Origin of the sequence: Pleomorphomonas sp. NRK KF1, from assembly GCF_023721755.1 — a bacterium.
In the GTDB taxonomy this organism is placed as follows: Bacteria; Pseudomonadota; Alphaproteobacteria; order Rhizobiales; family Pleomorphomonadaceae; genus Pleomorphomonas.
Map to the genome: position 1 here is coordinate 212,540 of NZ_JAMDLH010000004.1, position 24,375 is coordinate 236,914.

Here is a 24,375-nt window from a genome sequence, read left to right on the forward strand (position 1 = left end):
GCGGGGGCGGTCGGAGCGGAGGCATGTCCCCGCTCCGGCGCTTCATGTCACTTGGCGATCAGGTCGTCGGTGGCGTTGACCATCTCGGCAAGGCCGTCGTCGACCGAGAGGTCGCCGCTCATCACCTCGGCGATCAGGTCGCGCTGGGTGCGCCAGATCTCCACGGCGTTGGTGCCGGGGTAGCCGGCCCAGGGCGCGGCGCGGTCGATCTGATCGAGCGAGGTGCGCCAGTTGGGGTGGCTCTTGTAGAAGTCGCCCAGCAGCTCCGGCGCCATGGCCTTCTGGTTGGTGGGCATGTAGCCCGAGCCGAGCACGGCGATCTTCTGGCCTTCCGGCGAGGAGATGAACTTGACGTACTCCCAGGCGGCGGCCTGCTTCTCGGCGTCCTTGGCGAGGATCAGCGCGCCGTTGCCGCCGGTCGGCACCTTGCCGGCTTCCTTGTTCGACACCGGGTAGACGGCGGTGCCGACGGTGAACTTGCCGGCCGACATCTCCTCGAAGGAGCGGGCCGAGTTGACCGACTGCACGGTGAAGCCGGTGAGGCCGGCGACGAACTGCTGGCGGGCCTGATCGAACTCCATCTGCTTCATGCCACCTTCGGTGACGAAGCGGCGGGCAAGCTCCAGCGCCGCGCGGCCGCTGTCGCCGTTCCAGGCCACGGTCTTGCCGTCTTCGTTCATGAAGGGCTGGCCCTGCTGCGAGATGAGGGCGCGCCACAGCCAGTCGTCCGGCCAGACGTCGATGGTGTAGGAGGCGCCGGTGACGCCGCCGCCGAGGGCCGCCACCTTGGCGCCGAGGGCAAGCCAGCCGTCCCAGTCGGTCGGCAGGTGGGCGGTGTCGCCGCCGGCCTTCTCGATCAGCTCCTTGTTGTAGAAGATGATCGGCGTCGAGGCGTTGAAGGGCATGCCCCAGATCTTGCCGTCGACGGTGGTCAGGTTGATCATCGCCGGGTTGAAGTTGTCGTCGAGCCAGCCCTGGCCGCCTTCCTTGTCGATGAACGGCTTGAGGTCGACGATCTGACCCTTGGGCTCCAGAACGCGCACCATCGCCGGCAACAGGTGATAGCCGGAGTGGTAGACATCGGGCAGGTTGCCGGTCATGGCGTCGCGGATGATCGCCTGGTGGCCGGCGTCGTAGCTCTCCGGCGAGGCGCGGAAGACGACCTTGATGTCCGGGTGCTTTTCCATGAAGGCCTTGGCTTCGGCCTCGTGGAAGTGGTTGTGGCCCGGCCAGGGATGCATGACCTCGATGGTGACTTCCGCTTGCGCGGAGGCGGCGGCGAAGGCTAGGCTGGCCGTTACGGCTGCGACGCCGATGAGCCTGTTCATGGGTGTTCTCCGTTGCTTCGGTGGACGACAGGAACGGCGCGCGGAACCGCCGCGGCCGGGGCGGGATGGGGCGCAATCCCATCCTGCCCGCCGGACCCCGGCCACCGCCGGAACCCGGAACGGACTGGGGCCCGACTACTTCAGGCCCATGGTGGTGATGCCGCGGATGAAGTGCCGCTGCGCCATGAGGAAACCCAGCATCAGCGGCGCGGTGAGAATGGCGGCGGTCGCCATCAGCGCGCCGTAGTTCTCCCCGCTCTCGACGTCGGTGAAATAGGCAAGGCCGAGCGGCGGCGTCATCAGCTCGTTGGAGCGGACGACGATCAGCGGCCAGTAGAGGTCGTTCCAGTGGGCGGTGACCGAGAACACCGCGAAGGCGGCGATGGCCGGCAAGGATGCGGGCACCACGATGGTCCAGAGGATCGCGCTCTCCGACATGCCGTCGAGCCGGGCGGCCTGGATGATCTCGTCCGGATAGGACTTGAAGGTCTGCCGGAACAGGAAGATGGCGAACACCGACAGGAAGAACGGCGCCATCATCGCGAAATAGCTGTCGAGCGCGCCCATGGCGTTGAGCCCGAGATAGAGCGGCAATGCCGGCGCCTGGATCGGCACGGTGAGGCAGAACAGCACCGTGGCGAACAGCAGGTCGCGGCCGCGAAACTCATACTTTGCCAGCGCGTAGGCGCAGGGAATGGCGGTGAGCAGCTGCACGATCAGGATGCCGGCGCAGACCACGACGCCGTTCTTCATGAAGGTCAGCACCGGCGACTGGGTGACCGACTGGATGTAATATTTGAGACCGGTGAACTCGACCGGCAGCCAGTGGAAGTCCGGCGTGAACAGCTCCTGCGGCGTGCGCACCGAAGTGACCAGCAGTACGTAGAAGGGGAACAGGAACAGGAAGGCCAGGAACAAGAGCACCAGATGGGCGAGGATCTGGCCGGGGCGGATGCGGTAGGGCGAGCGGCGCGCGGACATCAGTAGTGCACCCTGCGATCGAGGACGCGGGCCTGCACCCAGGCGAACACCAGCATGATCGCCAGGAACACCGTGGTCATCGCCGCCGCCGACCCCATGCGGAAGTAGCTGAAGCCTTCGAGATAGGTGGTGTAGAGCAGCACGTCGGAGGCGCCGCGCGGCCCGCCGCGCGTGATGACGGCCACCGTGTCGAACACCTTGAAGGCGGTGATGGTGGAGGTGACCAGCACGAACATCATGGTCGGCCCGAGAAGCGGCAGCGTCACCGAGAAGAAGCGGTCGAGCTTGTCGTCCATGCCGTCGATGGCGGCGGCGTCGTAAAGGTCCTGCGGCACGGCCGTCAGCCCGGCCGAGAACAGCACCATGTTGAAGCCGGCAAGGCTCCAGATGTTGATGACGGCAAGGCCGGCCAGCGCCAGGCTGCGATCGCCGAACACGTCGATGGCCGGCAGCCCCAGCGCGACGAGCAGCAGGTTGAACGGGCCGATGGTGCCGTGCAGCAGATACTTCCACACCATGGCCATGGCGACGACGGTGGCCGTGACCGGCAGGAAGAACACCAGCCGGTAGAGCCGGCCGCCATGGTCGAGCCCGTCGATCAGCACGGCCAGCAGCAGCCCCAGGATCACCGAGCCCGGCACCACCATGGCGACATAGGCGAAGGTGTTGAACAGAGCCCGCCGGAAGGTGCGGTCGTTCAGAAGCTGCAGGTAGTTGTCGAGCCCGACGAAGGGGATCGCGTCCTCGCCGAAGCGATAGTCGGTGAAGCTCATCGCCAGCATGACGACGATCGGGGCGAGCACGGTGAGCACCATCAGCGCCACCGCCGGAATGGCCATGGCATAGGCGACGCGGGCCGGCAGCACGGCGCCGAGCCGGCGCGGACGGGCGGCGGCCGGCGCTTCGGTGAGCACGATGTCAGCCATGGGCGTAGCCTCCCGTCGGGGTGACGTGGCGGCGGTCGAGCCGCTGGCCGGCGCCGTCGAACAGCAAGACGTCGTCGGGGGAGAGGCGCGCCACCGCGCTGTCGCCGGAAAAGAGGGCGAAGGCGCCGGCCTGAAGGCGCGCCGTCAGCGGATGGCCGCCGACCTCGGTGCGAAGGAAGACCAGCGTCTCGTGACCCAGACCCTCGACGCGCTCGACGCGGCAGGCGATGGCAAGGCCGGGGCCGTCAGAAACAAGGCGCAATGCTTCCGGACGGAAGGCGGCGTGGGCAGCGCCCTTCCACTCGGCGGCGAGCGGGGCGAAGCCGGCGTTGGCGGCGATGAGGGCGTCGACGGAGAGCACATTGATCTCGGGCGAGCCGATGAAGCGGGCAACGCGCAGGTCGCGCGGGTCGGCGTAGAGCTCGGCCGGACTGGCGCATTGGACGATGCCGCCGTCCATCATCACCGCCACGCGGCTCGACATGGTCATCGCTTCGACCTGATCGTGGGTGACGTAGATGAAGGTGGCGCCGAGCTTCTGGTGCAGCGCGGTGATCTCGCCGCGCATGGCGACGCGCAGGCGGGCGTCGAGGTTGCTGAGCGGCTCGTCCATCAGGAAGACGCGCGGATGGCGGACGATGGCGCGGGCGAGCGCCACGCGCTGGCGCTGGCCGCCGGAGAGCGTCGCCGGTCGCCGGGCCAGGAGGCCGTCGATCTCCACCATCTCGGCCGCCCGTGTCACCGCCGCGCGGATGCGGGCGCGCCGCTCGCCGACGCCCGGCCAGAGGCGGCCGAGAAGCGGCAGGCGGGCGCCGCGCGGCAGCTCGCGCATCCTGAGCGGCGTGGCGATGTTCTCGGCCACCGTCATGTGCGGATAGAGGGCGTAGGACTGGAACACCATGGCGACGTCGCGCGCCTTGGGCGGCAGATGATCGACCGGCTCGCCGCCGATGGCGATCTCGCCCGAGGTCTGCGGCGCCAGGCCGGCGATGATCCGGAGCAGCGTCGACTTGCCGCAACCGGACGGCCCCACAAGCGTCATGAACTCGCCCGGCCGCACCGACAGCGAGGCCGAACGAAGGGAGACGGTATCCCCATAGCGCTTTTCGATCGCCGTGATCTCGACTGCGGCCGACATGGCACCCCTCGCTGTTTTCGCAATGGATGCCTCGTAATGGAGTTTTGCTTCACTCAAATGACGCTTCGAAGAATTTTCCTTCACACATCCCCGAAACCGCCGATCACCGCCGCCTCTTGCCGGCCATGCCGAACAGGAAGCGGCTGACCGGATGGCGGTCGATCAGGGCGGCGAGCGCCAGGCTGACAGCCGTGGTAGAAATGACGATAGCAAGGTATTTTGAAAGCGGTGCGTCGCTCCAGCCGATGGTGAGGAACCCCAGGGCGATGATGATCGTCTGGTGCAGCATGTAGAAGGCCATGGCGTAGGGCGTGAAACCGGTGAGCCAGGGAACGCGCCGGTCGAACCGCGCAAAACCGCCGATAAGCGCGAGGAGCAGCACCCATTCGCACATCGTCCGGAGGGTCGTCCAGGTCAGCCGCGTCATCGGCAGCGGCGTCACGAAGCGGTGGAAAAGGGCCGTCACGATCAGCAGCGCCGCCAGCCCGGCCAGAACAGGGAACCGCCGCCGGATCTCCGCGCGCGGCGCCTCGGTCAGCGCCAACAGTGCGCCCACCAGCATCAGCCAGGCGAAATGGGCGTGGTTGGCCCAGTCTCCGACCAGCGCGTGGCTGCTGCCATAGCGCGGCCGCAGCCTCGCCTCGGTGACGATTAGCGGCAGGCCAAGCAGCAGCAGCATCGGAAGGTTGGCAAAGCCGGCCGAGAAGGCGCCCCGGAGCGGCCGACCCGCCGCCGACCGCAACGCCAGGAAGACGGGCAGCAGCACCAGCGAGTAGACGAACAGGTAGATCAGGAACCACAGGTGATGCCAGCTGAAGTTGGCCTTGTCGTAGCAGCAGTCGAAGAAGCGCGGCAGGAAGTCGATGAAGCCGACGTCGAGCCTGAGCGGCGACTGCGTCACGAGATCGGCCGGCGCGATGCGTTCGAGATAGACCTGCGGCAGCACCAGCGCGAAGATGCCGAAGACGAAGGGCACGAACAGGCGGGTGACGCGTTCGCCTGCGAAACGGCCGGCGCTGCGGCGCTCCAGCGACAGCATCATGCTGAACCCGGCCAGCAGGAACAGCATCGGCATGCCCCAGACGTTGAACAGCGCCACCACCACGTCGGCGGCGAGATAGGTGTGCCGGTCCTTGATGTGCCAGGGCTCCGGATCGAACAGCCGCGCGGTGTGGAAAAGCACGAGGCTGAGCACCGCGACGTTCCGCAGGTTGTCGACCCAGAAGAGGCGTGTCTGTAGCCTTGTTCCCGAAGCGAGGCCGTTCATGGCGTGTACTCCGCAGCGTCCGACCGGAGCGGACGAGGATGGACGGGATGATGCGGGTTGAAACCGGATGCCTTTTTCCGGTCCGAAGGCGTATGATTCAATAAATGAACGAATCGTTCATTTAAAACAAGTGTTGGAAACCCGGATGCGACGCAAAGACCCCGACCGCCTTGCCACCCTCGCCGACGCGGCGCTCGCCGTGTTCACAGAGCGCGGCTATCGCCTGACGCAGGTGGCCGACATCGCGGCGGCGGCCGGCGTCTCGGCCGGATCGATCTACAACTACGCCGAAGGCAAGGACGCCCTGCTGAAGCTGGCGGTGCTCCGCGCCGCCGGCCGGCTCTCCGAGGTGACGCCACCGCTCGCCGCGCCGGGGCTCGACGGCGTCGTCGAACTGATCGACGCCATCCTGACGCCGGAAACGCTGGAGTGGCCGGTGCTGACGCCGGCCGGGCGCACCCCCGCCCTGCCCTTCCGCGAGACGCTTTCGGCCATCGTCGACGAGACCTTCGCCTTCCTCTCCGCCCGCTACCGGCTGATCTGGCTGCTCGACCGGCTGTCGCTGGAGATGGACGCCGTGCGCGACATCCACGTGCTCGGCGCCAAGACGCGCTACCTCAAGGGGCTCGTCGCCTTCCTCGCCCTGCACCTGCCCGACGACGAGGCCACCGTCGCCGCCACGGCGCGCGGCATCCTGGAGGTGATCGTCTGGTTCGCCATGCACCGCCACCGCGACCGCCTGTTCCCCGCCTTAGGCGACGAAAGGGCCCTCGCCCTCGCCCGCCGCCTGGTGCTGGATGGGGCGGCAGGGCAGCGGTAAATCCGAAGCCCGCACCGGCGGTCTGATGAGGGGCGATACAGACACATGCGTTGGCGCCTGCGATCGAACCCGTGCCGAAACCTATTTCGTTTATTTCGTTTGTTTCGTTTATTTCGATTATTGGCAGATCCGATTTCTGGCCTATAATGAGTTTCCAATCCTGGAGGATGCCATGGCCTTGTCAGCGAGTGTTTCCGAGATCGGCGGCCGACTGCCGTCCGAGCAGGAGATGGCCGCCGCGAACCAGCTTCGCCAGATCATCGCCGCCGGAATGGACGGCGACACCAAGCTGCGCGTGATGGAGGACGGCAAGAAACAACCATCCGAAATCGTGCTGACACCGGCGCTGTCGCGGCTTCTCATGGGGCTGCTTCGCCATATCGGAAGCGGCGATGCGGTGACGCTCGTCCCGCTCCACAGGATGATGACGACCCAACAGGCGGCCGACATCCTGAACGTGTCCCGCCCCTTCCTGGTGTCGCTGCTGGAGAAGGACGAGCTTCCCTATTCGATGGTCGGGCGGCATCGGCGGATCAAGGCCGAGGATCTCTTTGCCTATCAGCGCAGCCGCGACGACAGACGCAGCCAGGCCCTGTCCGATCTCGCCGAACTGGACCGGGACATGATCTGAAGAATGTTCGCCAATCGCTTCACCGCTTTCGTCGATGCGAACGTTCTCGCCGGAGCGTTGAAGCGCAACCTTCTTCTCACTCTGTCGGAAGCGGGGCATTTTCGGGTGCGCTGGTCGGCGGCGGTGCTGGACGAGACCGAACGCGCCATAGAAACCATCCTTGGAGAAAGAGGAGAAGGCGACGCACGAGCGCGCGCCGCCAAGCATCGGTCTGCGATGGAGCGAGCCTTCGAGGATGCGACCGTCACCGACTATGGCGAGTTCCTGAACATCGGCGCCCGGCTTCCGGACCCAAAGGATGGCCACGTCCTGGCCGCCGCCCTCAAGGCCAAGGCCGACGTGCTGGTCACGGACAACCTGAAGCACTTTCCGCCGGACGTTCTCTCGCCCCTCGGCCTCGATGCGCTGTCTGCGGACGTGTTCATCGCCAACACCATCACCCTTGCCACCGCATCTGCCGTCCCGGCGCTGCGCAAGATGCGGGAACGCTTCCGCAACCCCGAAATGGACGCCGAACGGTTGCTGATCCGAATGGAGGCCGTCGGCCTTCTCGAAACCGCAACCAGCTTGAGACCATTCTCATGTTCGCTGTAGTCCCCATGCGAAAAGGCCCGGCGCGGGGCCGGGCCTGATCCTTCCTTGTCGTTGCGGAGCCGTCAGGCGGCGCGCAGCGACGTCACGAACTGGCGGACCTCTTCCTGCAGGCTGGTCACCTGCGTCGACAGGTCGTCGGACAGGCGCATCAGGTCCACCGACGAGGCGCCGGTCACCTCGGCGGCGCCGCTGACGCCCGAGATGTTGGCGGTGACGTCGGTCGTGCCGGCGGCGGCGCGATGGGTGTTCTGGGCGATCTCCGAGGTGGCGACGCCCTGCTGGTCCACCGCCGAGGCGATGGCCTGCGAGGCCTCCTGGATCTGCACGATGGTCTTGGTGATCTGCGACATCGAACCGACGGTGGTGTCGGTCGCCACCTGGATTTCGCCGACCTTGCGGCTGATCTCGTCGGTGGCCCTGGCCGTCTGGTCGGCGAGCTGCTTCACCTCGGCGGCCACCACCGCGAAGCCCTTGCCCGCCTCGCCGGCCCGGGCCGCCTCGATGGTGGCGTTGAGCGCCAGAAGGTTGGTCTGGGCGGCGATGTTGGAGATCAGGTCCACCACCTCGCCGATCTGGTTGGCGGCGGTGGCAAGGCTCTGGATGTTGTGGGCGCTCTGGTCGGCCGCCTGGGCGGCTTCCTGGGCGATGCGGTTGGAGTTGCCGACCTGCCCGGAAATCTCCCGGATCGACGCCGACAGCTCCTCGGTGCCCGCGGCCACCGTCTGCACGTTGGAGGCGGCCTCCTCGGCGGCGCCGGCCACGGCCTGCGCCTGACGCGAGGTTTCCTCGGCGGTGGCCGACAGGTTGCGCGCCGCATCGGCGATGGTGCTCGACGAACGACCGAAGGTGTCGGCCAGCGCTTCCATGCGGCCGACGAACCGTTCGGCGAGACTGGCCCTGGCGCGGGTCGAGGCCTCGCTGGCCTCGCGCGCCGCTTCCTGCTCGCGGCGCATCTCGGCGGCGCGGGCGAGCTCGTCACGGAAGGCGGAGAGCGCCGCGCTCATGGCGCCGATCTCGTCGGTGCGCTCTGCGTGGCCGATTTTCACGTCGTAGTTGCCCGCCTGCATGTCGGCCATGACGCCGATGCTCTCGCGGATCGGCGCGGCGACCCGGCGGTTGATCAGGAAGGCGGACCCGAGGCCGATCAGGATGCTGAGGGCGATCGAGGTGAAGGTGGCGACGGTGATGGTGCCCTGCGCGGCCTCCATGGCCTCGGCGCGGGAGGCCAGCAGCGAGGCCTCGGCGTCCTTGAACGCGGCGAGGATGGCGCGGAGCTTGCCGAAATACGCCTTGCCGACGCCCTGGCGCTCGATGTCGCGCGCCGCCTCCTGCGTCTCGGGCTTGGCCATCAGGTCGATGGCCTTGTGCGACACGTTGTCCTGCCAGGCCTGGACCTCCTTGGCGAGATCGGCGAGGCGCGCCTGCTGGGTCGGGTTATCGCTGGTCAGGCTGCGCGCCTTGTCGAACGCCGCCTTGAAGTCGGCCTCTCCGACCTTCAGCGGCTCGAGGTTGGCGGTGTTGCCCGTCACAAGGTAGCCGCGCAGGCCGGTCTCCTGGTTGACCATGGCGGCCAACGTCTGGTCGGCCGCCTGAAGAACCTCGTAGGTGTGGATCGTCCAGCCGACGTTCTGGGCGACCGACTGGTTGGCCATCTGCACGAACAGGCCGCTCCCCAGCCCTCCGGCGATGACGACGCCGAAGGCGAGCAGCAGCTGGCCACGAAGCTGAAGCCGAAATGCCATGAGAATCCCTCCGTGACCTGCGCTGCGCAGGCCCGTTGTTGCATTGCGTTTCCTGAAATGGAGACGAAGCCCCGCCACCAGAGCGATTTGTCAGCCGAGATGGACAATTCGCGCCCACTCGCTTCTGCCGGCGCCTTATGGTTAACAGCGAATGATTTATGACAGCTTAACGATAGTTATTTCTATCATTGGGTGTTTTTGGTAGTATCGCCGACCGTACCGCAACTTTTTCAATATGCACGCAGCCCTTCCGCGTGACCGCGTTGGCCGGTCCTGCAAACGCTAAAGTGGCGGCCCCGGCGCACCCGGGGCGCCTTTCTCCGGCGACGAGAGCGCCTCCGACATGCGTCCGCTCACTCCATCTCCATCAGTTCCCTGAGCCCCGGCGACACCCCGCCGAGGTCGACGACGGCGCGGACGCGCGTCATGCGCTGGGTGTGCGAGGTGGGCGAGGCCGACATCGGATAGGCGAGCCGCAGTCCTTCCAGATCGGTCGTGGTCAGCGCCGTGCCCGGCGTAGGATTGTAGCAGGGGCTTTTCACGCCATCGACGAGCATGGTCGGGCTTGTCTGGTAATAGTCCATGATCGACTTGCGGTCGAAGCCGCTTGAGAACCGGTGGTCCCTCTCGTCGTTGTTCAGGCGGTCGAAGTTCGCCTTGACCTTGGCTTCGTCCCAACCCCACAGCCGCTTGACTTCCGCATAGTCGAACCGGCAGGGCGCATCGGGCTTCTGGTGCTCGTGGAAGAAGCCGAGGGCATGGATGAACTCGTGCCACACCTGCCAGCCCTGCGGCGCGCCGCCCAGGAAGATGTTCGCCTCGTCGAGGTTGGCCTTCCTCATGCCGTTGCGCCCGATCCGGGCGCTGCAACAGGGCGCGCCGGCCCCGACGGCGATCCGGATCTCCTCGGTATAGAGCCCTTGCGCGTTCTTCTTGCAGTCGGGAAATGGGTCCGTGCTCTGGAAATCGATGGCGATGTTGATTTTCGCATCGGTCAAAAGCTTGGCGGCGGAGTTGAAAATGGATCTTCTCTCGCTCTGCGTTCCGCCGATGAAGCATCCTTTCAGCGTCTGCCCGGGCTTCCACAACAACACTCTGGAATAGAAATACCTCTTGTCTTCATCCATCGTCGAGTTGTTCAGCTTCTCCATCTCCCTGAGAAGCGGCGCGGCCTCGTCATTGAAATCGGGATTGAACGTCCCCCACTCGTTATGTGCAACGACAGGTCCGGCCGTTGTCAGGCCGGCGATCAAAGCCAGAAAGACACTGTTGCGCATTCGACCCCCCTAGATTGTCTTGAAGACATACGTATTATATGATAAGTTGAATTAACTTAGCAACATCTGGGTGGCTGCGATGACTCGGTCGCGGATGTTATTTCTTTGCCATTTCTTGTCTTTATTTGTAGCCGCACTGACATTTATCGCGATCCCGGCCGATTCAACGCGCGCGCAGCAGACCGACGCCACGATCGGCGCCACGATCGGCGCCACGTCCGAAGTCGCCGAGGATAGCGTGCCCTTCCCAGGGGAGTCGCTCCCCCCCGACGGCAACGGCGCCCTGCCGCCGCGCCTCGCCCTCGTCATTGGCGTATCCGACTACGACGCGACCGATCGCGTGCGCCTGCCGAGCCTGCCCGGCGTCGCCAGGGACACGCCGAGGGTGGTCAAGGCGCTCGCCAATGCCAATTTCCACATCACCGAACCCCGGCACAACGGCGGCCGGGTGACGCGCAACGACATCCTGGAAGCGTTGAACCGCTTCTCGCTCGACGTGGGGCAACTGAAATCGGCCTCGGGCAAGAAGCCGGTGGTGCTGGTCTATTTCGGCGGCCATGGCGTGACCGACGGCACCGACAACATTCTCATTCCCGCCGACTTCAACCCCACCTACCAGGAGGACGTGCGGCAGTTCGGCCTGCCACTCGAAATCATCCGGCAGCGACTGGCGGCGCTGGACGTTTCGCTGCGCTACATCATCCTCGACGCCTGCCGCAACGAGCTGCCGCTGTCGCTCGCCTCTGTGTCCGGCTCTGGACCCGAGACCTACAAGCCGGGCGTGACCCGGATGGCGATCGACACCGCCGACGAGACCATCTGGTTCGCCACCCTGAGCGGCGACGTGGCCGACGACGACAACACCTTCACCCGAAGCCTCGTCGATGTGCTCGACAGGCAGATGGCCGAGGCCCAGCGGCAGGCAAGGGATCCCCGCTTCTCGGACGAAGCTCCACCGCCTCAGCCCGTCGCAAACACCTATGGCGACACCAGCAGGGTGCTTGCCCTGGTCGCGAACGACTTGCGGAGGTTCGGCCAGACCCCCGATCATGCCGGCAATCCGCTGCCGCTGATCCTCTACCCGACCAAGGCCAACTACCGGGCGGAGCGCAGGCTGTTCGAACAGTTCGATGCGGCGGAAGCGCTGTCGCAAGCGGAGCGGCGCTATTGTCTGGGCAAGACCTATCTCGACGCCTTTTTCCTCTACTCCTATTTCTCCCACGCCATCGCCGACTGGAACGCCAGGTTCGAGAAGCTCGCCGGCGGGGCGAAGCTGCCCTCCTGCGCCGACTTCACCGCCAACAGGACGGCCGAGGCCGATCTGCCGGTCAAGACGGTGACCGGAGAGTGGCTGTCCGGAGCCCTCGTCCCGGCCGCGCAGCGACCGACCCTCGGGATGATGGCGACCCTCGGCGGTTACGCCTCCACGGCGCCGCTGTCCGACATTGTCCGGCAGGAGATCGGTGGCTTTTCCGGGGAAACGCCGCTGCGCGCCCTGGCGGTGGCCGGCACCGATCTGTCGATCTATCGCTTCGCCAATGCCGGCGCCGAGACGCTGGCGACGATCGGCCGGGGGCAGTTGCTGTCGGTCGGCGACACCAACGGCGCCTTCGTCCGCGTACGGACGCCCGACGGCCAGCAAGGCTATGCCGAGCAGAAGCTCGTCAACGCCGGCACCAGCCTTCTCCGCGTCACCCTCGCCTACGACGACGCCGGCGAACTCACGGGCACCTCGCAGACCGCCCTCAAGGCGCTCTCCGATACCGTCGTCTACGATGTCGCCATCGAGTACCGGGCCAGCGACGGCGGCGGCGGGCTGCTTTATGCGGTGTCCGCCTTCGACGATCTGAGAAAGGCTACCTTCGTGCCCGAGGAAATCGTACCGCTCTACCGGGCCGCCGACGCATCCGTCTTGCCGCAGGCCCGCTCCGTCCGCATCCTGCTCACGGCCCTGCCGCTCGATCCGGCCCTTCGCGACAATGCCTTTTCCTACAGCGGCGGAGCGGTGAGCCTCGACACCGCGTGGGAACTCAGCCAGCCGGTGCTGGCCTCCGCCTCGGCCGGCGCCATCCTGGGCCAAGGCAGCGCCCTTGCCTGCGCCTCGCCGCTCCCTTCGGCGGCCGGCAAGATCGCCATCGTCCGCTATCCCAGCGCCGGCGAGGCCGAGGCGGCGGAAAGCGTGCGGCGCGTGCTGGGAGCGATCGGCTTCTCGACGCCCGACCCGATCCAGAAGGGAACGCGAATCCAGAAGCAGGGCACGCGCATCACCTATTGCGCCGGCGATGAGGCGCTGATCGACGAGGCGAAGGCCCGGCTGTCGGCCTGCTTCGGCGAGGCCTTCCGCTACTTCCCCACCGCCGACAAGGCACTCTGCGCCTCCGGCCGCATCGACGTGGTCGTGACCGAGCCGGCCTTGACCATCGACTGATACCGCTTCCGTCAGGTTTCGACCTTCCGGGCGGAAGCTGGCGGAAACGGAAGCGCCCGACCGGGCGCCGGCCGGTCAGGCCGAAACCCGCTTGAGCCGGATGCAGCCAGATCAAGCGGAACGGGTATGAGCCGAAAGGTTTGCCCCCCGCCGGCGCCGCACTTCTCCGGCGTAACCGAAAATTATCTCTGCTTCGGCGACAGTATGCACGAATGAACCGCATCGCGGCCGCACGGCGCGCCGAGGCGGAGGTCCTCGAGCGCAGGCGGAAGTGGACATGCTGTCGATCAGGTTTCAGCTGAGGTCGTTGCTGGTGATCTTCACGGCGCTGCTCGTGTTTCTTTCGGCGGCCACGTGGTACAGCCTCAACTGGATCCGCACCACCCAGGACAGCGGCGCCACCATCGCCGCCGAGGCCAACGAGGCCGCCAACGCCAGTGCGCTGGGCGCCCGCCTCTATCGCATCATCGCCGACAGTGTCATCAACCGCGATCTCGACGTCAGCCGGCGCGACTGGGCGGCGGCGCTGAAGGCCGGCGAAGCGGCGCTCGGGCGCCTCGCCACCCTCTACGAGACCGAGATGCTGCCGGCGATCGAGAAGTCGACGGAAGTCACGCAGGACATCCGCGACCTCGACGGCCGCATCGACGACATCGTCACCGAGATCGCCGACAAGTTCGGCACCGTCCGCACGCTGGCCGAAGCCGAAGCCAAGACGGTGGACGCCACGTTCGACGGCCTCGTCGCCAGCTTCCAGACGACGGCGATCGCCATCCTGCTCGCGGCGCTGCTCCTGGTGGCCGCCCTCAGCCTGAAGATCGACCGGGGCGTGTCCACCGGTGTCACCGGCATTTCCCGCGCCCTCCAGGCCATCGCGCGCGGCGACCTCACCGCCGCCTTCGCCACCGCCCGGCGCGACGAGTTCGGCCGGATGGCCGAGGAACTCGACCAGGTGCGGCGGAGCCTCATCGATGCCGAGGCGCTGCGCAACGACATGACCGGCCGGCAGGCGGTGGAGCGCGAGCGGCTGGAACGGACCGCCGCGCTGACCCGTGACTTCGCCGAGCGCATGCGCGTGCTGTCGGAGGATTTCGGCAAGTCGTCGGGCGAAGTGGCCGATAGCGCCCGCAACCTTTCCGCCACCGCCGAGGAAACCGCCCGGCAGGCCCAGCAGGTGGCCGGCGCCGCCGAGGAGGCCTCGACCAACGTGCAGACCGTGGCGGCCGGCGCCGAGGAACTGTCGGCCTCCATCGACGAGATCGCCCAGCAGGTGTCCAACTCCTCCGAGATCGCCCGCGCCGCCGCCGAAGAGGCCGAGACCTCGGCCAGGAACGTCGAGGTGCTCTCGGTCTCCGCCCAGGAAATCGGCGAGGTGGTGACGCTGATCAACTCCATCGCCGCCCAGACCAACCTCCTGGCCCTCAACGCCACCATCGAGGCGGCGCGAGCGGGCGATGCCGGCAAGGGCTTCGCGGTGGTCGCCTCCGAGGTGAAGCTTCTCGCCGACCAGACCGCCAAGGCCACCGAGGAGATCGGCCGCAAGATCGCCGAGGTTCAGTCGGCCACCACGCTGGCCGTCGAATCCATCTCGCACATCGTCGAGACCATCGACCGCATCCAGCACACCTCCGAGGCGATCGCCGGCGCCGTCGAGGAACAGGGCGCGGCCACCGGCGAGATCGCCCAGAACACCCAACGCGCCGCCGCCGGCACCGCCGACGTGACGCAGACCATCACCGGCGTCGGCGCCGCCGCCGAGATGACCGGCACCGCCGCCACCCAGCTGATGACCCTCTCCAGCCACCTCGACGCCCAGTCGCGCGACCTCAGCGACCGCGTCCAGGCCTTCGTGAGGGAGTTGGGCGCGGCGTGAAGATCGTGTTGGCTTGGCTTTTGGAGCGGGATAACGGCGTTGCGTTTCGTTCTGCCCGAGGTACACCGTGAACTCGCACGCGAATTCACGGTGTACCTCGGGCAGGAGGGGGCAAGGGGTTGATATCGAGCTCCCTTGGTTCAAGGAGCTTGATAGGGGCCGGGGAGATTTCTCGTCCTGAGGTCCTGCGCATAAAGCGCAGGATGACAGTTAATTGATATAAAACAAGGGGATGCGTCGTGTTTCCGCGGCGCTTCCGGCGACCGGAAGGGGCTCCCGCTCCCATCACTCTCCCGTCATCCTGGCGAAGGCCGCTTGCATTCGCGCGCGAATGCAAGGTGGACCTCGGGCCGTAAGGGGCGATGTCGGTGATATCGGGCTCCCTTGGCTCAAGGAGCTTGATAAGGCCGGGGAGATTTCTCGTCCTGAGGTCCTGCGCATAAAGCGCAGGATGACAGTTAATTGATATAAAACAATGGGATGCGTCGTGCTTCCGCGGCGCTTCCGGCGACCGGAAGGAGCTCCCTCTCCCATCACACTCCCGTCATCCTGGCGAAGGCCAGGACCTCAGGCAGGATGGAGCGCGACGCCCATATCGCGCTCCAAAAGCCGAGCCAGCACGATCCTCCGCGCTCCACTGCCTATAGATCCCCTCGCCGCAGATGTGTGCACAGCGTAGCGCCCGTCCGCCGCAGCGGGGGAGAACGCGAGGGTCTTCACCGCCCTTCATGCTCCACCCGATTTCGAGCCTTGAACGCCTCGAAATCGAACGGCTGCGGCTCGCCGGAGTCTTCCCCGGCAATCAGCGCGTCCTGAAGGGCCTTGACCTTGGCTTCGTGCTCTTCCAGAAGCCGCAGCCCGGCCCGCACGACGTCACTGGCGGACCGTGGGAGTGGCCGCCCCTTTCCGAGATCAGCCGTCTCGGCTGTCACCATCTGAGCGAGCGCAGCAAGTTCCATCAATCCCTGATTAGGATTTGCCGGCTATCCTCTCGGGCAAACGTGACGCGCCATCCCGTGCGCCCGCGCAAGCGGAGCGGCCGGGAGCTGCGGAAAACAGGGAGGCAGAGGCTCCGGAAAGCCGACTTTGCCGGAACCTCTTCAGCGGCATGGGCAAGCTCTTCCAGTTTCGCCGGCTCAAGCACGGCGACCCCGAAAAGTTCAAGGTCCTGGCGGAAGATATCCGGCGCGACCGCCGGGACGGCATCAGCTGGCCTGTCGTCGCCATTCTGGCGACTGTCGCCGCGATCCTGATCTTCACCGCCGTCATGATGGCCGGCGATTACCCCTTCGGCGGGATCTAGCATTCGCCCGAAAAGTTGCAGACTTTTCGGAAAAGCAGATGCGCACGGCAAACCATCCGCCCGAAAAGTTGTGAGACTTTTCGGACAAGCAGATGCGCACCGGTCGGTGGCGAAGCCCTTCAGCTCCATCACGTTGCTTCCGACATGTAGAGCGCCGACAAGGCACCGCCTCGGCGTGGCCCAAAGGTGCAATAGCGGCATGCACTGTAAGTAATACGGATGGTCGTGAACGAACAGTTCAAATGGCGCGCGCCATTCGTTCAAAATCACGCACAAGCTCGGAGTAAAACACTCCAGCGCACATTAATGGACGCTCAAATAATAGAGGATACGATAGCTAGACATGCGCGGATCTTGCGAAGGCGAAGAGACGTTTCTTCAATCCGATTCACATCTTGTTTGCCTTGGAGGGCATGGATGGGAGCGACCGGCCCCGGCATTGCACGGGACGACCCTCTGAGCGAACGGCCGTATCTCCAGGAGATACGGGCCGAGCAGCTGTCCATTGCCCTCGCCAACTTGCCGACCACGCTGATCTCGTCCGTATTGATCGCCCTGTCGGGCGCCGTCGTCCTCAACATCGAGGGCGGCTATTGGTGGATCCCCTGGTGGGTCGCCGCCGTGGTCGCCGTCGCCATCGTGCGCGGGTTCTGGCTTCTCCGGCTGCGCAGCGGGCCCGAGGCCACCCGCGACACCGAGGCCTGCCTCAGGCAGCTTGGCAGTTTCGCCTTGCTGGCCGGCCTCATCTGGTCGGCCGTACCGCTGATGCAGGTCGGCGACATCGAGACCATGGCGGGCGCGTTGACGGCCTTCCTCATGGCCGGCATCTCCGCCGGCGCGCTCATCCAGAGCATGACGCTGGCCCAGCCGGGCATTCTGTTCTTCACGCCCATTCTTCTGGCGACCACCGGCACCTTCCTTGCCCAGGGCAACCTCCCTTGCGCGGTGATCGGGGCGAACACGCTGCTGCTGCTCGTCATGATGATCCTGCAGGCCAGGCGCGGCTCGGCGCGGTTCTGGCAGGGCGAGGAGGCCCGCCTCAGCTCGCAGGCGCTCGCCCGCTCACTCAACGAATCCAACCGCAAGCTGGACTACCTCGCCAACCACGACAGCCTGACCGGCCTTCCCAACCGGGCCGCCTTCAACGCCGAGCTGTCGGCCCGCGAGGCGCGGGGCGCCGCGCTGGCGCTTGCCGTCGTCGACCTCGACAATTTCAAGCTGATCAACGACACCCACGGCCATCTCGTCGGCGACAAGGTGCTGATCGAGGCCGCCGTGCGGCTCTCCCGCGCCTGCCAGCCGTCGGATTTCATCGCCCGGCTCGGCGGCGACGAGTTCGCCCTCATCATCGACGCCGCCGACGACGGGAAGCGGGCCGAAGCCCTGTGCGAGAAAGTGGTGGCGGCGATGGAGCGGCCCTTCGTCACCGACGGCATCGCCTCGCCGGTGGGCGCCTCGATCGGCCTCGCCCTGTTCCCGCAGGACGCGGCCGAACTGTCCGGGCTGTTCGCCGCCGCCGACATCGCGCTCTACGCCGCCAAGGAGAAGGGCAAGCGCCGCGTCTCCCGCTTCGACGCCGAGCTGCGCATCCAGCTCCAGCGCAGCCAGCGCATCGAGGCGGAGATCGGCGACGCCCTCGCGGACCGCCGCCTCGACGTGGTCTTCCAGGGCCAGCACGACCTCGGGACCGGCGCCGTCATCGGCCACGAGACGCTGATCCGCTGGTCCCACCCCGAGCTCGGCGCCATCAGCCCGCCGGAGATCCTGGCGGCGGTGCGCGGCGCCGACATGGGCGACCGCCTCACCGCCTTCGTCGCCACCGAGGCCTGCCGCCTGCTGCGCGCGCTGACCCATGCCGGCGACACCAGCTCCACGGTGGCCATCAACATCTCGCCAGGCGAGTTCCTGACCGGCAAGCCGGTGGACATCCTGCTTGCCACCATCGACCGTTTCGCCATCCGCCCCGACCGCTTCGAGGTGGAGGTCACCGAGGAAACCATCCACGACCTCACGGGCGTCGGCGCCGAACTCCGGCGGCTGGTGGACACCGGGGTGAAGATCGCCATCGACGACTTCGGCGCCGGTCACTCCTCGCTGGTCAAGCTGGCCTCCCTGCCCTTCGGCCGGCTGAAGATCGACCGCTCCCTGATCGCCGGCATCGACGCCCAGGAAAAGAACGCCCAACTGATCGGCGCCCTGATCAACCTCGGCGCCCAGCTCAACTTCTCGGTCCTGGCCGAAGGCGTCGAAACCCGCGCCGAAGCCGACATGCTCGGCCGCTACGGCTGCACTGAGGCGCAAGGCTTCCACTTCTCCCGCCCGGTGGCGGCGAAGGAGATCGTGACGAAGGCAAGGGAACAACACGCCGAAGTCGAACAGCTCAAACGAATCTCGTGAGAAGGGGCGAAGCGGCGCCATCCCCTGGCTGAGGGAGACGCGCACAACGCCGGTCGGCGATGGAAGCAGCCCGCCGGTCGGTTCGCCGTCCTGCCGTCCACCATCTCCTTGATCCGCCACCCGGAGTCTTCGCTGGACGACCAGATGCTTCAATTTGGTCGGCGAAGACCCCAGAAAAACCAGGACCACTCGATCAGCCGGCCGCCGCATCCCTCGGCGCGGTGCAATACCAGACGATCAGCACAATCGTCCCGATCGGGAACAGGCACGACAAGAGCTGGAACCAGCCGCTACGGTTGATGTCGTGCAGCCGCCGCGCTGCCAGCGCGATGGACGGGAAGAAGATGCCCAGCGTCCACACCGCGCCAAGAAGCGGAATGAACGAGACAATGGTGTTGACGATGAACAGGAACAGGATCGCCCACCAGAACTCCGACCGGCTGGCACGCCCCGAGAAGTTGAAATAGTTGGAGAAAAAGGCGCCGATCGCTTGACCGAACCCCATCGGCCGGCCAACCTCGCCGAACCTGTTGGCGCCGGCGGGCGCGCGCATCAACACAAATGGAATCGGCAGCAGGATCCAGATCAGGATCATCAGCAACGTCGCGGTTCCAGACTCCATCATCGCCCCCTCTTAAGCCCCGATAACGCTTCGGCCCGACCGCATTCCCTCCCACGGGGAATCGCGCGATAAGCAAGAGTAGCGGCTGGCATCCCGCCGCCGCAACCTGGGATAAACTCTCCAGGGCCGGCGGAGACGACCATGCCGACAAGACCGCCGCCGGACGACGCAAGGCCGCCGAGTGGCTGAAATACCTGGAAAACCAGTCGGCACACCGCCCGCCCGACGATCCCATGGCAACCTACAGCTTCCTGTGGCTCTGGGAAGAACTCGGAATCGCCGACCTCCGGCAATGAAGAGAAAAGTGGTGGGCCCGGCAGGACTCGAACCTGCAACCAGACCGTTATGAGCGGCCGGCTCTAACCATTGAGCTACAGGCCCATCGCGGAACCGGCGGAGCGGCGCTTGCCGCACGCGCCCCGTTCCAGGGCGCCTGTTTCTGCCATCCCCCACCGCTGGAATCAAGGCGCTTCATCGGCTTGGCGGCGTGGAAGGCGATGGCGTGGACAAGCCGGCCCGCACATCGTCGTAGAAGGCGGCGCAGTCGGCGGTCCGGCGGTCGACGCCGTCGGCGACGATCTGCCAGCGCCCCTGCACGGCGCGCCATTTCTCGCCCGCCCTCGGCGTGACGCGCGGCATTGGCTCGCGGCAGCGGGGCGGCAGCGCCGGTAGACTGACGCCGGCCGCTTGCCGGCCGATCTCACTTGATGCCGCCGTGAGGCGCTGGTCGAGCGTTCCGCAGCCAGCCAAGATCGCCGTCAGTGACGCGGCAGCCATCATCGCCACCATCGGCGGCCACCGCCGCCTCGTACCGCTTCCACGCATCGTCCGCATCCCTGCTTGCCGCCTCGGCCCGCGCCCGATCGCTGGCCGCCGCCGTTTCCGCCAGCTTGAACTGGCGTCGCATTTCCTGGATCTGACCCTCGAGCGCCAGCTTCTCCGACGCCGCGACGAACCCCTCGCGCGCCGCCCGGGCGACGGCCGGATCGTCGATCCAGGCGTCGTAGAGGCTGAGCGCGGCGAAGGTGATGGCCGCGCCGACGACGAGGCCGGCGATGGCGGCAACCGTGGCGCCGAGCTTGTTCAGAAGGCCGAGCATCACGGCGCCCCCGAGACGCAGAGTTCGCCCTCGCCGATGCGCGCGGCATCGCCCATGCCGCGCCGCCGGGCGAGGCCGACGATCATGCGCCCACCGGCCCGGTTGAAGGCGGTGGCGGCCGTGCAGCTTTCCAGCCAGCGCCCGGCCCGGCCGAGCCGAGCCGCCGTCGACCGACAGGCAGCGCCGGCGCCGATGTTCCAGGCGAGCGAGTTCATCATCGCCCGCCACGAGAGGGGCGCGGCGGACCAGTTGGCAATGCAGGCGACGAGTTTCTCGCGGTAGTCGCGGACGATGCGGCTGGCGAGGCGCCTGTCGCAGCCGGCCGGCGTCTCGATCATGCCGCGTTTGACCCCTTGCGTGTCGCCATCGCAGATGGTCCACACCGGCGGCTGGGCGATGGTGTCGAGATAGGCGGTGAGCGAGCGCCCCTCCCACGGCTTCACCAGCACGGTGACCGCCAGCGCCACGTCGTCGGGCATCGGCGCGGAGCCGGGCATCAGCGCCAGCGTCCCGCCGCCCCCGGCCGACAGCAGCAAGGCGGCGATGGCCGCCCGGGCGCGTTTGGTCGGCGTCAGCTTAATCGTCGGCATCGTGCAAGGTCTCCTGAAGGACGAAGCGGGCGACGAAGGCGGCGAACACCACGGCGAAGGCCACGAAGGGGAAGACCGCCGGCGGGATCAGTTCGCTGCCGGAGAGATAGGGCAGCACCGCTTCGGCGGCGGTGAGCAGGCCGCCGGCGATCAGCACACGGCAGGTCCAGGACCGCCTGAGCACTCGGCCGGCGTTGGGTACGAGCTTTGGTCGTTTCATGACGAACTCCAGCCGGAGCACGCGGCCAAGCCGCTGCTCGCTTTTGCTGGAGAGACCATAGGGCGGGGTGGGTTTGCGGACTGGCGCGCCGGGTTCAGTCGATCCTGAGCCAGTGGCGCAGGAACGCGGCGGCCTGGTCGGAGAACCAGGCCAGCGTGGCGCCCAGGCTGACGCCGCCGATGGCCAGCACGCCGACGAGCCTGAGGCCGGTGGTCTTTATGTCCTGCCAGTCCGCGACGGCCGGCAGCACGGTTTCACTTTGCGTCCGCGCCATGTCCTCGACCGCCTGCCGGCTCAGCGTCAGCTCGGTCTTCAGCGCCGCAAGCTCGCGCGCCTGCTCATCGAGGCGGCGATGCATGGCGGCACGATTGTCGCGCGCGGCGATCTTCTCGTCGCCGAAGTCGCGCACAAGGTGCTGGACGCCGGCGCTGAGTTCGCCAAGCCGGACCAGCACCTCATTGGTGGGATCGGCGTCGGAAAAGAGGGGCGTCACCATCACACCGGCCAACCAGCGGTTTCATCGATGGCATCGAGCGCAGCGGCGTCCTCGGCGGCGAGAGCAGCGTCCTTGAGGTCGCGCCGGTGCTGGACGATGGCGGCGTACCAGTTGCCCACCGAGACGGCCAGCGTCAGGCCAGCGACCGGTGTCGCGAGTGGAATGCGCACGTTCTCAACGGCAATCCAACCGCGCGAGTAACTTTCAGGCCACGTCACGGCACCGGCCGAGGCGGCCGTTGCGGTCGCGGCCATGGCGGTGAGGCCGGCGCGGCTCCCGTCATCAAGGGCGATGTGCAAGCCTCCGTCGATCGGCACGCCGGTGGCTAGCAGAGCGTCGGCGGTCGCCGAGATCGCGGCAAGTTTGGCGGCGCGGATATCGTCGAGAGACCATGTCGGCTCTAGGTCGGGGTGCTCCGTCAAGGCTCCGGTGTTGATGTCGACTTCAATGCGCATGATCACTCCCAGAAGATGTTAACCTTGCCGGCATCGAACACGTCCGCGCCGTTTATCGTTGTTAGGCGAATTCGGGTAAGTTCTTCGGCCAGCTCTTTCCTGCCACCAGCGCCGAACAAGTAGTTCACGTCATCGCGACCGCTTGCCAAACCGGAAACCCACTTGTTGCCGGTGACCCGAGCTATCGTCAGTATGCCCGACGACACCCCGCTGGCCGCGCCGGGCGCACTAAACAGCAGTCCGTTCGTCGCGCTGTGACCGCCCGTAGAGTTAGAGCCGCCGGCCGCGCCTCCACCTGACAGGTATCCCGTTACGGCGAAACCGGTCTCTGTTCCGAGCTGTATAATTCCATCACCGCTACCGGTGGTACTCACGCCGAAAAAGGCCACCTTCAGCAATTGAATGCCGGGAGGTAGCCCCGTAAAGTCGACTGCTGTTCCGGTCAACGACACCGACACGCCGCGTTTTAGCGACGACGGAAGATTGATAAGCTGGCTCCCGTCAATGGCAGGAAGCTTTCCCGCGACATCGAGAGCGACAAGATTGTTGGCGCCTGTTCCGACGACGCGTCGAGCAAGCGCGGCGAGATTTCTTGCTAGGGTCATGATGCATCCTTGATGCCAAAGAGCCTACAGACACACGTGAAGGTTCCGGTGCTGGGTATTAGCCTAACCAAATCATAAGGGCCTGGCGTCTGGATGCGTCCGGCCGCAGAAAACTCCGCGCCAGCGAGCCAACCATTTGCCCGCACAAGACCGGAAAGATTGTCCAAAAGTATGTCGACGTCAGTCCAGGCGACGCTTGGATTAAGCGCAAATGAGGCAGCCCCAGACGAAAAGTCTGTAGTGGCACAACCGGTTACACGATACTGGAATATGCCTTTGTAGTCCGTCGCTCCGGCAAGAAGAGAGCCGGCACCTTTGACCCGAGCTCGCATTGACAGTATGTGCGCAGCCGTATTACCCAGCAACTGTAGCTCAACTTGGGAATACCCATCCGGTAGTACAATGTCCGCGAAAGTCGCCGCGTCGATGTTTGTGATGGAGATTAACTTCCGGCCGATACCCACAATCTGCGCCCCGTCTACCGCCGGAATCCTGCCTCCCGCATCCAGCCTCAGCACCTCCCCCGGCCCTGTCCCGGCATTCTCCACCGCCGCCGATCCCAGCCTCAGATTCGCCCTGGCTGCGGCCTTGTCGCCGAGGTCCGCGAGATTGGCGGTCGGCTGCATGACGTTGGCCACCTCGAACGAGCTGATCACCACGCCGGAGATGCGGTCGCCGGCTTCCGCTGCCGTCGCCAGCGTCAGCGTCGATCCCGCAATGACGTAGTCGACGCCGCCGGTCAGCCAGGCGCCGTTCTGAGACACGATGCAGGCGTTGGGCGCCGGCGACATGCCGAGATCGAAGGCGCTCTGCCCCTCCGCCGCGGTGAAGCCGAAGGGCGTCAGGGCCTTGTCGAGCCCCAGATTCTCCAGCGCCCGCGCCTTTTCATCATCGGTCAGCTGCTGCTCGACGGCGTAGGAGACGGCGCCCTCCACCGAGGCCGCCGCCGTCTCGGCCCTATCGGCGGCGTCGGCGGCAATCTCCGCCTTGTCACCGGCCGTCGCAGCGGCCTGCACCGCGGCTCCCTTGGCGGCAACCGCGATGTCCCGTGCCATCTCGATATCGGACGCCGACGGCCCGCCCGTGGCGCCGCCGTTCCCGTCTGAGACGAACACCGACCCCGCCGCCACCAGATCGGCCGAGGCGCGCAGCTTGAAGGCGCGCGCCACCTCTTCGGCCAGTTGCAGGTCGCGCTGCACGCCCTCGTCCAGCGCCCTCTCGATCGTCTCGGCGAAATAGGCGCCCTGGTTTTCGAGGTCGATCTCCTGGATGAACGGCACGTTGAGAACCAGCGTCACCAGGCACCCGGAGGGATGGGCGACCGCCGTCTCCACCACCCCGCCGCCATCCTCGCCGACGCCCGACACCGCGTAGTCGGCCCCGAGCGACAGCGTGGTCTCGACGCCCGCCTCGTCGGTCAGGATGACGCGGACATGCGCCGCCTCGAAGATCTTGAAGGCATAGGGAAAATGGGTGGTTGCGCCGTTGCAGGCGTAGGGGCCGGAGCGGTTGGCTTCGCTCGCAATGGTCATGGGCGAACCTTCTGAGAGGCACCGACAGGGGAAAGCGGCAACCGCTTTCGG

24 protein-coding genes and 1 tRNA gene are annotated in these 24,375 nt (G+C 66.4%); 7 read left to right on the top strand and 18 right to left on the bottom strand.

Annotated elements, in window-relative coordinates; genetic code table 11:
- Window positions 1-47 precede the first annotated feature (47 nt).
- From M4J39_RS12415 to M4J39_RS12435, 5 genes are all read right to left on the bottom strand, one after another.
- Complete coding sequence (locus M4J39_RS12415; RefSeq protein WP_251728271.1) at window positions 48-1,328, bottom strand: ABC transporter substrate-binding protein; 1,281 nt, start codon at window positions 1,326-1,328, stop codon at window positions 48-50.
- 135 nt (window positions 1,329-1,463) lie between these two features.
- Window positions 1,464-2,309: a carbohydrate ABC transporter permease gene (locus M4J39_RS12420; protein WP_251728272.1), complete on the bottom strand. Its 846-nt coding sequence runs from the start codon at window positions 2,307-2,309 to the stop codon at window positions 1,464-1,466.
- Window positions 2,309-3,235, bottom strand: coding sequence for a carbohydrate ABC transporter permease (locus M4J39_RS12425; protein WP_251728273.1), 927 nt, complete (start codon window positions 3,233-3,235; stop codon window positions 2,309-2,311). The genes M4J39_RS12420 and M4J39_RS12425 overlap by 1 nt, the downstream gene beginning before the upstream one ends.
- Entirely contained in the window at window positions 3,228-4,373 is a 1,146-nt protein-coding gene (locus tag M4J39_RS12430) for an ABC transporter ATP-binding protein (RefSeq protein ID WP_251728274.1), read from the bottom strand. Before M4J39_RS12430 ends, M4J39_RS12425 begins: the two co-directional genes overlap by 8 nt.
- 103 nt (window positions 4,374-4,476) lie before the next feature.
- Window positions 4,477-5,640 carry an acyltransferase family protein gene (locus M4J39_RS12435; RefSeq protein WP_251728275.1) on the bottom strand — a complete coding sequence of 388 codons (1,164 nt, stop codon included), beginning with the start codon at window positions 5,638-5,640 and terminating at the stop codon, window positions 4,477-4,479.
- A gap of 145 nt (window positions 5,641-5,785) precedes the next feature.
- Here M4J39_RS12435 and M4J39_RS12440 point away from each other — a divergent pair, with 145 nt between their 5' ends.
- From M4J39_RS12440 to M4J39_RS12450, 3 genes are all read left to right on the top strand, one after another.
- The gene (locus M4J39_RS12440) at window positions 5,786-6,460 is read left to right on the top strand and encodes a TetR family transcriptional regulator (RefSeq protein ID WP_251728277.1); all 675 of its coding nucleotides are present in this window, start codon (window positions 5,786-5,788) and stop codon (window positions 6,458-6,460) included.
- Window positions 6,461-6,632: 172 nt separating this feature from the next.
- Window positions 6,633-7,091, top strand: coding sequence for a helix-turn-helix domain-containing protein (locus M4J39_RS12445; RefSeq protein ID WP_371875449.1), 459 nt, complete (start codon window positions 6,633-6,635; stop codon window positions 7,089-7,091).
- A 3-nt stretch (window positions 7,092-7,094) separates the two neighbouring features.
- Window positions 7,095-7,685, top strand: a complete 591-nt coding sequence (locus tag M4J39_RS12450; protein ID WP_251728280.1) for a PIN domain-containing protein — start codon at window positions 7,095-7,097, stop codon at window positions 7,683-7,685.
- Between the two features lie 62 nt (window positions 7,686-7,747).
- On the opposite strand, the gene M4J39_RS12455 is transcribed toward M4J39_RS12450, so the two are convergent.
- Window positions 7,748-9,427 (bottom strand): methyl-accepting chemotaxis protein, encoded by a 1,680-nt coding sequence (locus tag M4J39_RS12455; protein ID WP_251728281.1) that lies wholly within the window; start codon window positions 9,425-9,427, stop codon window positions 7,748-7,750.
- A 353-nt stretch (window positions 9,428-9,780) separates the two neighbouring features.
- Window positions 9,781-10,704, bottom strand: coding sequence for a M12 family metallopeptidase (locus M4J39_RS12460; protein WP_251728282.1), 924 nt, complete (start codon window positions 10,702-10,704; stop codon window positions 9,781-9,783).
- 115 nt (window positions 10,705-10,819) lie between these two features.
- On the opposite strand from M4J39_RS12460, the gene M4J39_RS12465 reads away from it, so the two are divergent.
- Both M4J39_RS12465 and M4J39_RS12470 read left to right on the top strand, forming a co-directional pair.
- On the top strand, window positions 10,820-13,132 hold the full coding sequence (locus M4J39_RS12465; protein ID WP_251728283.1) for a caspase family protein: 2,313 nt from the start codon (window positions 10,820-10,822) through the stop codon (window positions 13,130-13,132).
- 277 nt (window positions 13,133-13,409) lie between these two features.
- Window positions 13,410-15,005, top strand: a complete 1,596-nt coding sequence (locus tag M4J39_RS12470) for a methyl-accepting chemotaxis protein (RefSeq protein ID WP_251728284.1) — start codon at window positions 13,410-13,412, stop codon at window positions 15,003-15,005.
- Window positions 15,006-15,721: 716 nt separating this feature from the next.
- Here the strand turns inward: M4J39_RS12470 and M4J39_RS12475 are convergent.
- The gene (locus M4J39_RS12475; RefSeq protein ID WP_256469751.1) at window positions 15,722-15,940 is read right to left on the bottom strand and encodes a type II toxin-antitoxin system ParD family antitoxin; all 219 of its coding nucleotides are present in this window, start codon (window positions 15,938-15,940) and stop codon (window positions 15,722-15,724) included.
- A gap of 173 nt (window positions 15,941-16,113) precedes the next feature.
- Between M4J39_RS12475 and M4J39_RS12480 the strand changes: the two genes are divergently transcribed.
- Complete coding sequence (locus M4J39_RS12480; RefSeq protein ID WP_251728286.1) at window positions 16,114-16,308, top strand: hypothetical protein; 195 nt, start codon at window positions 16,114-16,116, stop codon at window positions 16,306-16,308.
- Window positions 16,309-16,725: 417 nt separating this feature from the next.
- Window positions 16,726-18,705, top strand: coding sequence for a bifunctional diguanylate cyclase/phosphodiesterase (locus M4J39_RS12485; protein WP_251728287.1), 1,980 nt, complete (start codon window positions 16,726-16,728; stop codon window positions 18,703-18,705).
- A gap of 193 nt (window positions 18,706-18,898) precedes the next feature.
- Here M4J39_RS12485 and M4J39_RS12490 read toward each other — a convergent pair whose 3' ends face one another.
- From M4J39_RS12490 to M4J39_RS12535, 10 genes are all read right to left on the bottom strand, one after another.
- Complete coding sequence (locus tag M4J39_RS12490; protein ID WP_251728288.1) at window positions 18,899-19,330, bottom strand: DUF805 domain-containing protein; 432 nt, start codon at window positions 19,328-19,330, stop codon at window positions 18,899-18,901.
- Between the two features lie 302 nt (window positions 19,331-19,632).
- Window positions 19,633-19,708 (bottom strand) — tRNA-Ile (locus M4J39_RS12495).
- Between the two features lie 90 nt (window positions 19,709-19,798).
- Entirely contained in the window at window positions 19,799-20,077 is a 279-nt protein-coding gene (locus M4J39_RS12500; RefSeq protein ID WP_251728289.1) for a hypothetical protein, read from the bottom strand.
- Window positions 20,028-20,426, bottom strand: coding sequence for a hypothetical protein (locus M4J39_RS12505; RefSeq protein WP_251728290.1), 399 nt, complete (start codon window positions 20,424-20,426; stop codon window positions 20,028-20,030). Before M4J39_RS12505 ends, M4J39_RS12500 begins: the two co-directional genes overlap by 50 nt.
- The gene (locus tag M4J39_RS12510) at window positions 20,426-21,016 is read right to left on the bottom strand and encodes a lysozyme (RefSeq protein ID WP_251728291.1); all 591 of its coding nucleotides are present in this window, start codon (window positions 21,014-21,016) and stop codon (window positions 20,426-20,428) included. The genes M4J39_RS12505 and M4J39_RS12510 overlap by 1 nt, the downstream gene beginning before the upstream one ends.
- The gene (locus M4J39_RS12515) at window positions 21,003-21,236 is read right to left on the bottom strand and encodes a hypothetical protein (protein ID WP_251728292.1); all 234 of its coding nucleotides are present in this window, start codon (window positions 21,234-21,236) and stop codon (window positions 21,003-21,005) included. Before M4J39_RS12515 ends, M4J39_RS12510 begins: the two co-directional genes overlap by 14 nt.
- Window positions 21,237-21,330: 94 nt before the next feature.
- The gene (locus M4J39_RS12520) at window positions 21,331-21,732 is read right to left on the bottom strand and encodes a DUF1515 family protein (RefSeq protein ID WP_251728293.1); all 402 of its coding nucleotides are present in this window, start codon (window positions 21,730-21,732) and stop codon (window positions 21,331-21,333) included.
- A complete protein-coding gene (locus M4J39_RS12525) occupies window positions 21,732-22,187 on the bottom strand; it encodes a hypothetical protein (RefSeq protein ID WP_251728294.1) in 456 nt (151 codons plus the stop codon). Before M4J39_RS12525 ends, M4J39_RS12520 begins: the two co-directional genes overlap by 1 nt.
- A 2-nt stretch (window positions 22,188-22,189) precedes the next feature.
- Entirely contained in the window at window positions 22,190-22,792 is a 603-nt protein-coding gene (locus M4J39_RS12530) for a hypothetical protein (RefSeq protein WP_251728295.1), read from the bottom strand.
- Window positions 22,789-24,324, bottom strand: coding sequence for a hypothetical protein (locus tag M4J39_RS12535; RefSeq protein WP_251728297.1), 1,536 nt, complete (start codon window positions 24,322-24,324; stop codon window positions 22,789-22,791). The genes M4J39_RS12530 and M4J39_RS12535 overlap by 4 nt, the downstream gene beginning before the upstream one ends.
- Window positions 24,325-24,375: the final 51 nt, after the last annotated feature.

What these genes read in the sequence shown, in the direction of transcription:
- M4J39_RS12490 (WP_251728288.1), bottom strand. Translation starts at nt 19,330, where the DNA reads ATGATGGAGTCTGGAACCGCGACGTTGCTGATGATCCTGATCTGGATC.
- M4J39_RS12425 (WP_251728273.1), bottom strand. Translation starts at nt 3,235, where the DNA reads ATGGCTGACATCGTGCTCACCGAAGCGCCGGCCGCCGCCCGTCCGCGC.
- M4J39_RS12530 (WP_251728295.1), bottom strand. Translation starts at nt 22,792, where the DNA reads ATGACCCTAGCAAGAAATCTCGCCGCGCTTGCTCGACGCGTCGTCGGA.
- M4J39_RS12515 (WP_251728292.1), bottom strand. Translation starts at nt 21,236, where the DNA reads ATGAAACGACCAAAGCTCGTACCCAACGCCGGCCGAGTGCTCAGGCGG.
- M4J39_RS12445 (WP_371875449.1), top strand. Translation starts at nt 6,633, where the DNA reads ATGGCCTTGTCAGCGAGTGTTTCCGAGATCGGCGGCCGACTGCCGTCC.
- M4J39_RS12435 (WP_251728275.1), bottom strand. Translation starts at nt 5,640, where the DNA reads ATGAACGGCCTCGCTTCGGGAACAAGGCTACAGACACGCCTCTTCTGG.
- M4J39_RS12510 (WP_251728291.1), bottom strand. Translation starts at nt 21,016, where the DNA reads ATGCCGACGATTAAGCTGACGCCGACCAAACGCGCCCGGGCGGCCATC.
- M4J39_RS12455 (WP_251728281.1), bottom strand. Translation starts at nt 9,427, where the DNA reads ATGGCATTTCGGCTTCAGCTTCGTGGCCAGCTGCTGCTCGCCTTCGGC.
- M4J39_RS12505 (WP_251728290.1), bottom strand. Translation starts at nt 20,426, where the DNA reads ATGCTCGGCCTTCTGAACAAGCTCGGCGCCACGGTTGCCGCCATCGCC.
- M4J39_RS12475 (WP_256469751.1), bottom strand. Translation starts at nt 15,940, where the DNA reads ATGGTGACAGCCGAGACGGCTGATCTCGGAAAGGGGCGGCCACTCCCA.
- M4J39_RS12420 (WP_251728272.1), bottom strand. Translation starts at nt 2,309, where the DNA reads ATGTCCGCGCGCCGCTCGCCCTACCGCATCCGCCCCGGCCAGATCCTC.
- M4J39_RS12535 (WP_251728297.1), bottom strand. Translation starts at nt 24,324, where the DNA reads ATGACCATTGCGAGCGAAGCCAACCGCTCCGGCCCCTACGCCTGCAAC.
- M4J39_RS12480 (WP_251728286.1), top strand. Translation starts at nt 16,114, where the DNA reads ATGGGCAAGCTCTTCCAGTTTCGCCGGCTCAAGCACGGCGACCCCGAA.
- M4J39_RS12470 (WP_251728284.1), top strand. Translation starts at nt 13,410, where the DNA reads ATGCTGTCGATCAGGTTTCAGCTGAGGTCGTTGCTGGTGATCTTCACG.
- M4J39_RS12520 (WP_251728293.1), bottom strand. Translation starts at nt 21,732, where the DNA reads ATGGTGACGCCCCTCTTTTCCGACGCCGATCCCACCAATGAGGTGCTG.
- M4J39_RS12525 (WP_251728294.1), bottom strand. Translation starts at nt 22,187, where the DNA reads ATGCGCATTGAAGTCGACATCAACACCGGAGCCTTGACGGAGCACCCC.
- M4J39_RS12415 (WP_251728271.1), bottom strand. Translation starts at nt 1,328, where the DNA reads ATGAACAGGCTCATCGGCGTCGCAGCCGTAACGGCCAGCCTAGCCTTC.
- M4J39_RS12430 (WP_251728274.1), bottom strand. Translation starts at nt 4,373, where the DNA reads ATGTCGGCCGCAGTCGAGATCACGGCGATCGAAAAGCGCTATGGGGAT.
- M4J39_RS12485 (WP_251728287.1), top strand. Translation starts at nt 16,726, where the DNA reads ATGGGAGCGACCGGCCCCGGCATTGCACGGGACGACCCTCTGAGCGAA.
- M4J39_RS12450 (WP_251728280.1), top strand. Translation starts at nt 7,095, where the DNA reads ATGTTCGCCAATCGCTTCACCGCTTTCGTCGATGCGAACGTTCTCGCC.
- M4J39_RS12460 (WP_251728282.1), bottom strand. Translation starts at nt 10,704, where the DNA reads ATGCGCAACAGTGTCTTTCTGGCTTTGATCGCCGGCCTGACAACGGCC.
- M4J39_RS12440 (WP_251728277.1), top strand. Translation starts at nt 5,786, where the DNA reads ATGCGACGCAAAGACCCCGACCGCCTTGCCACCCTCGCCGACGCGGCG.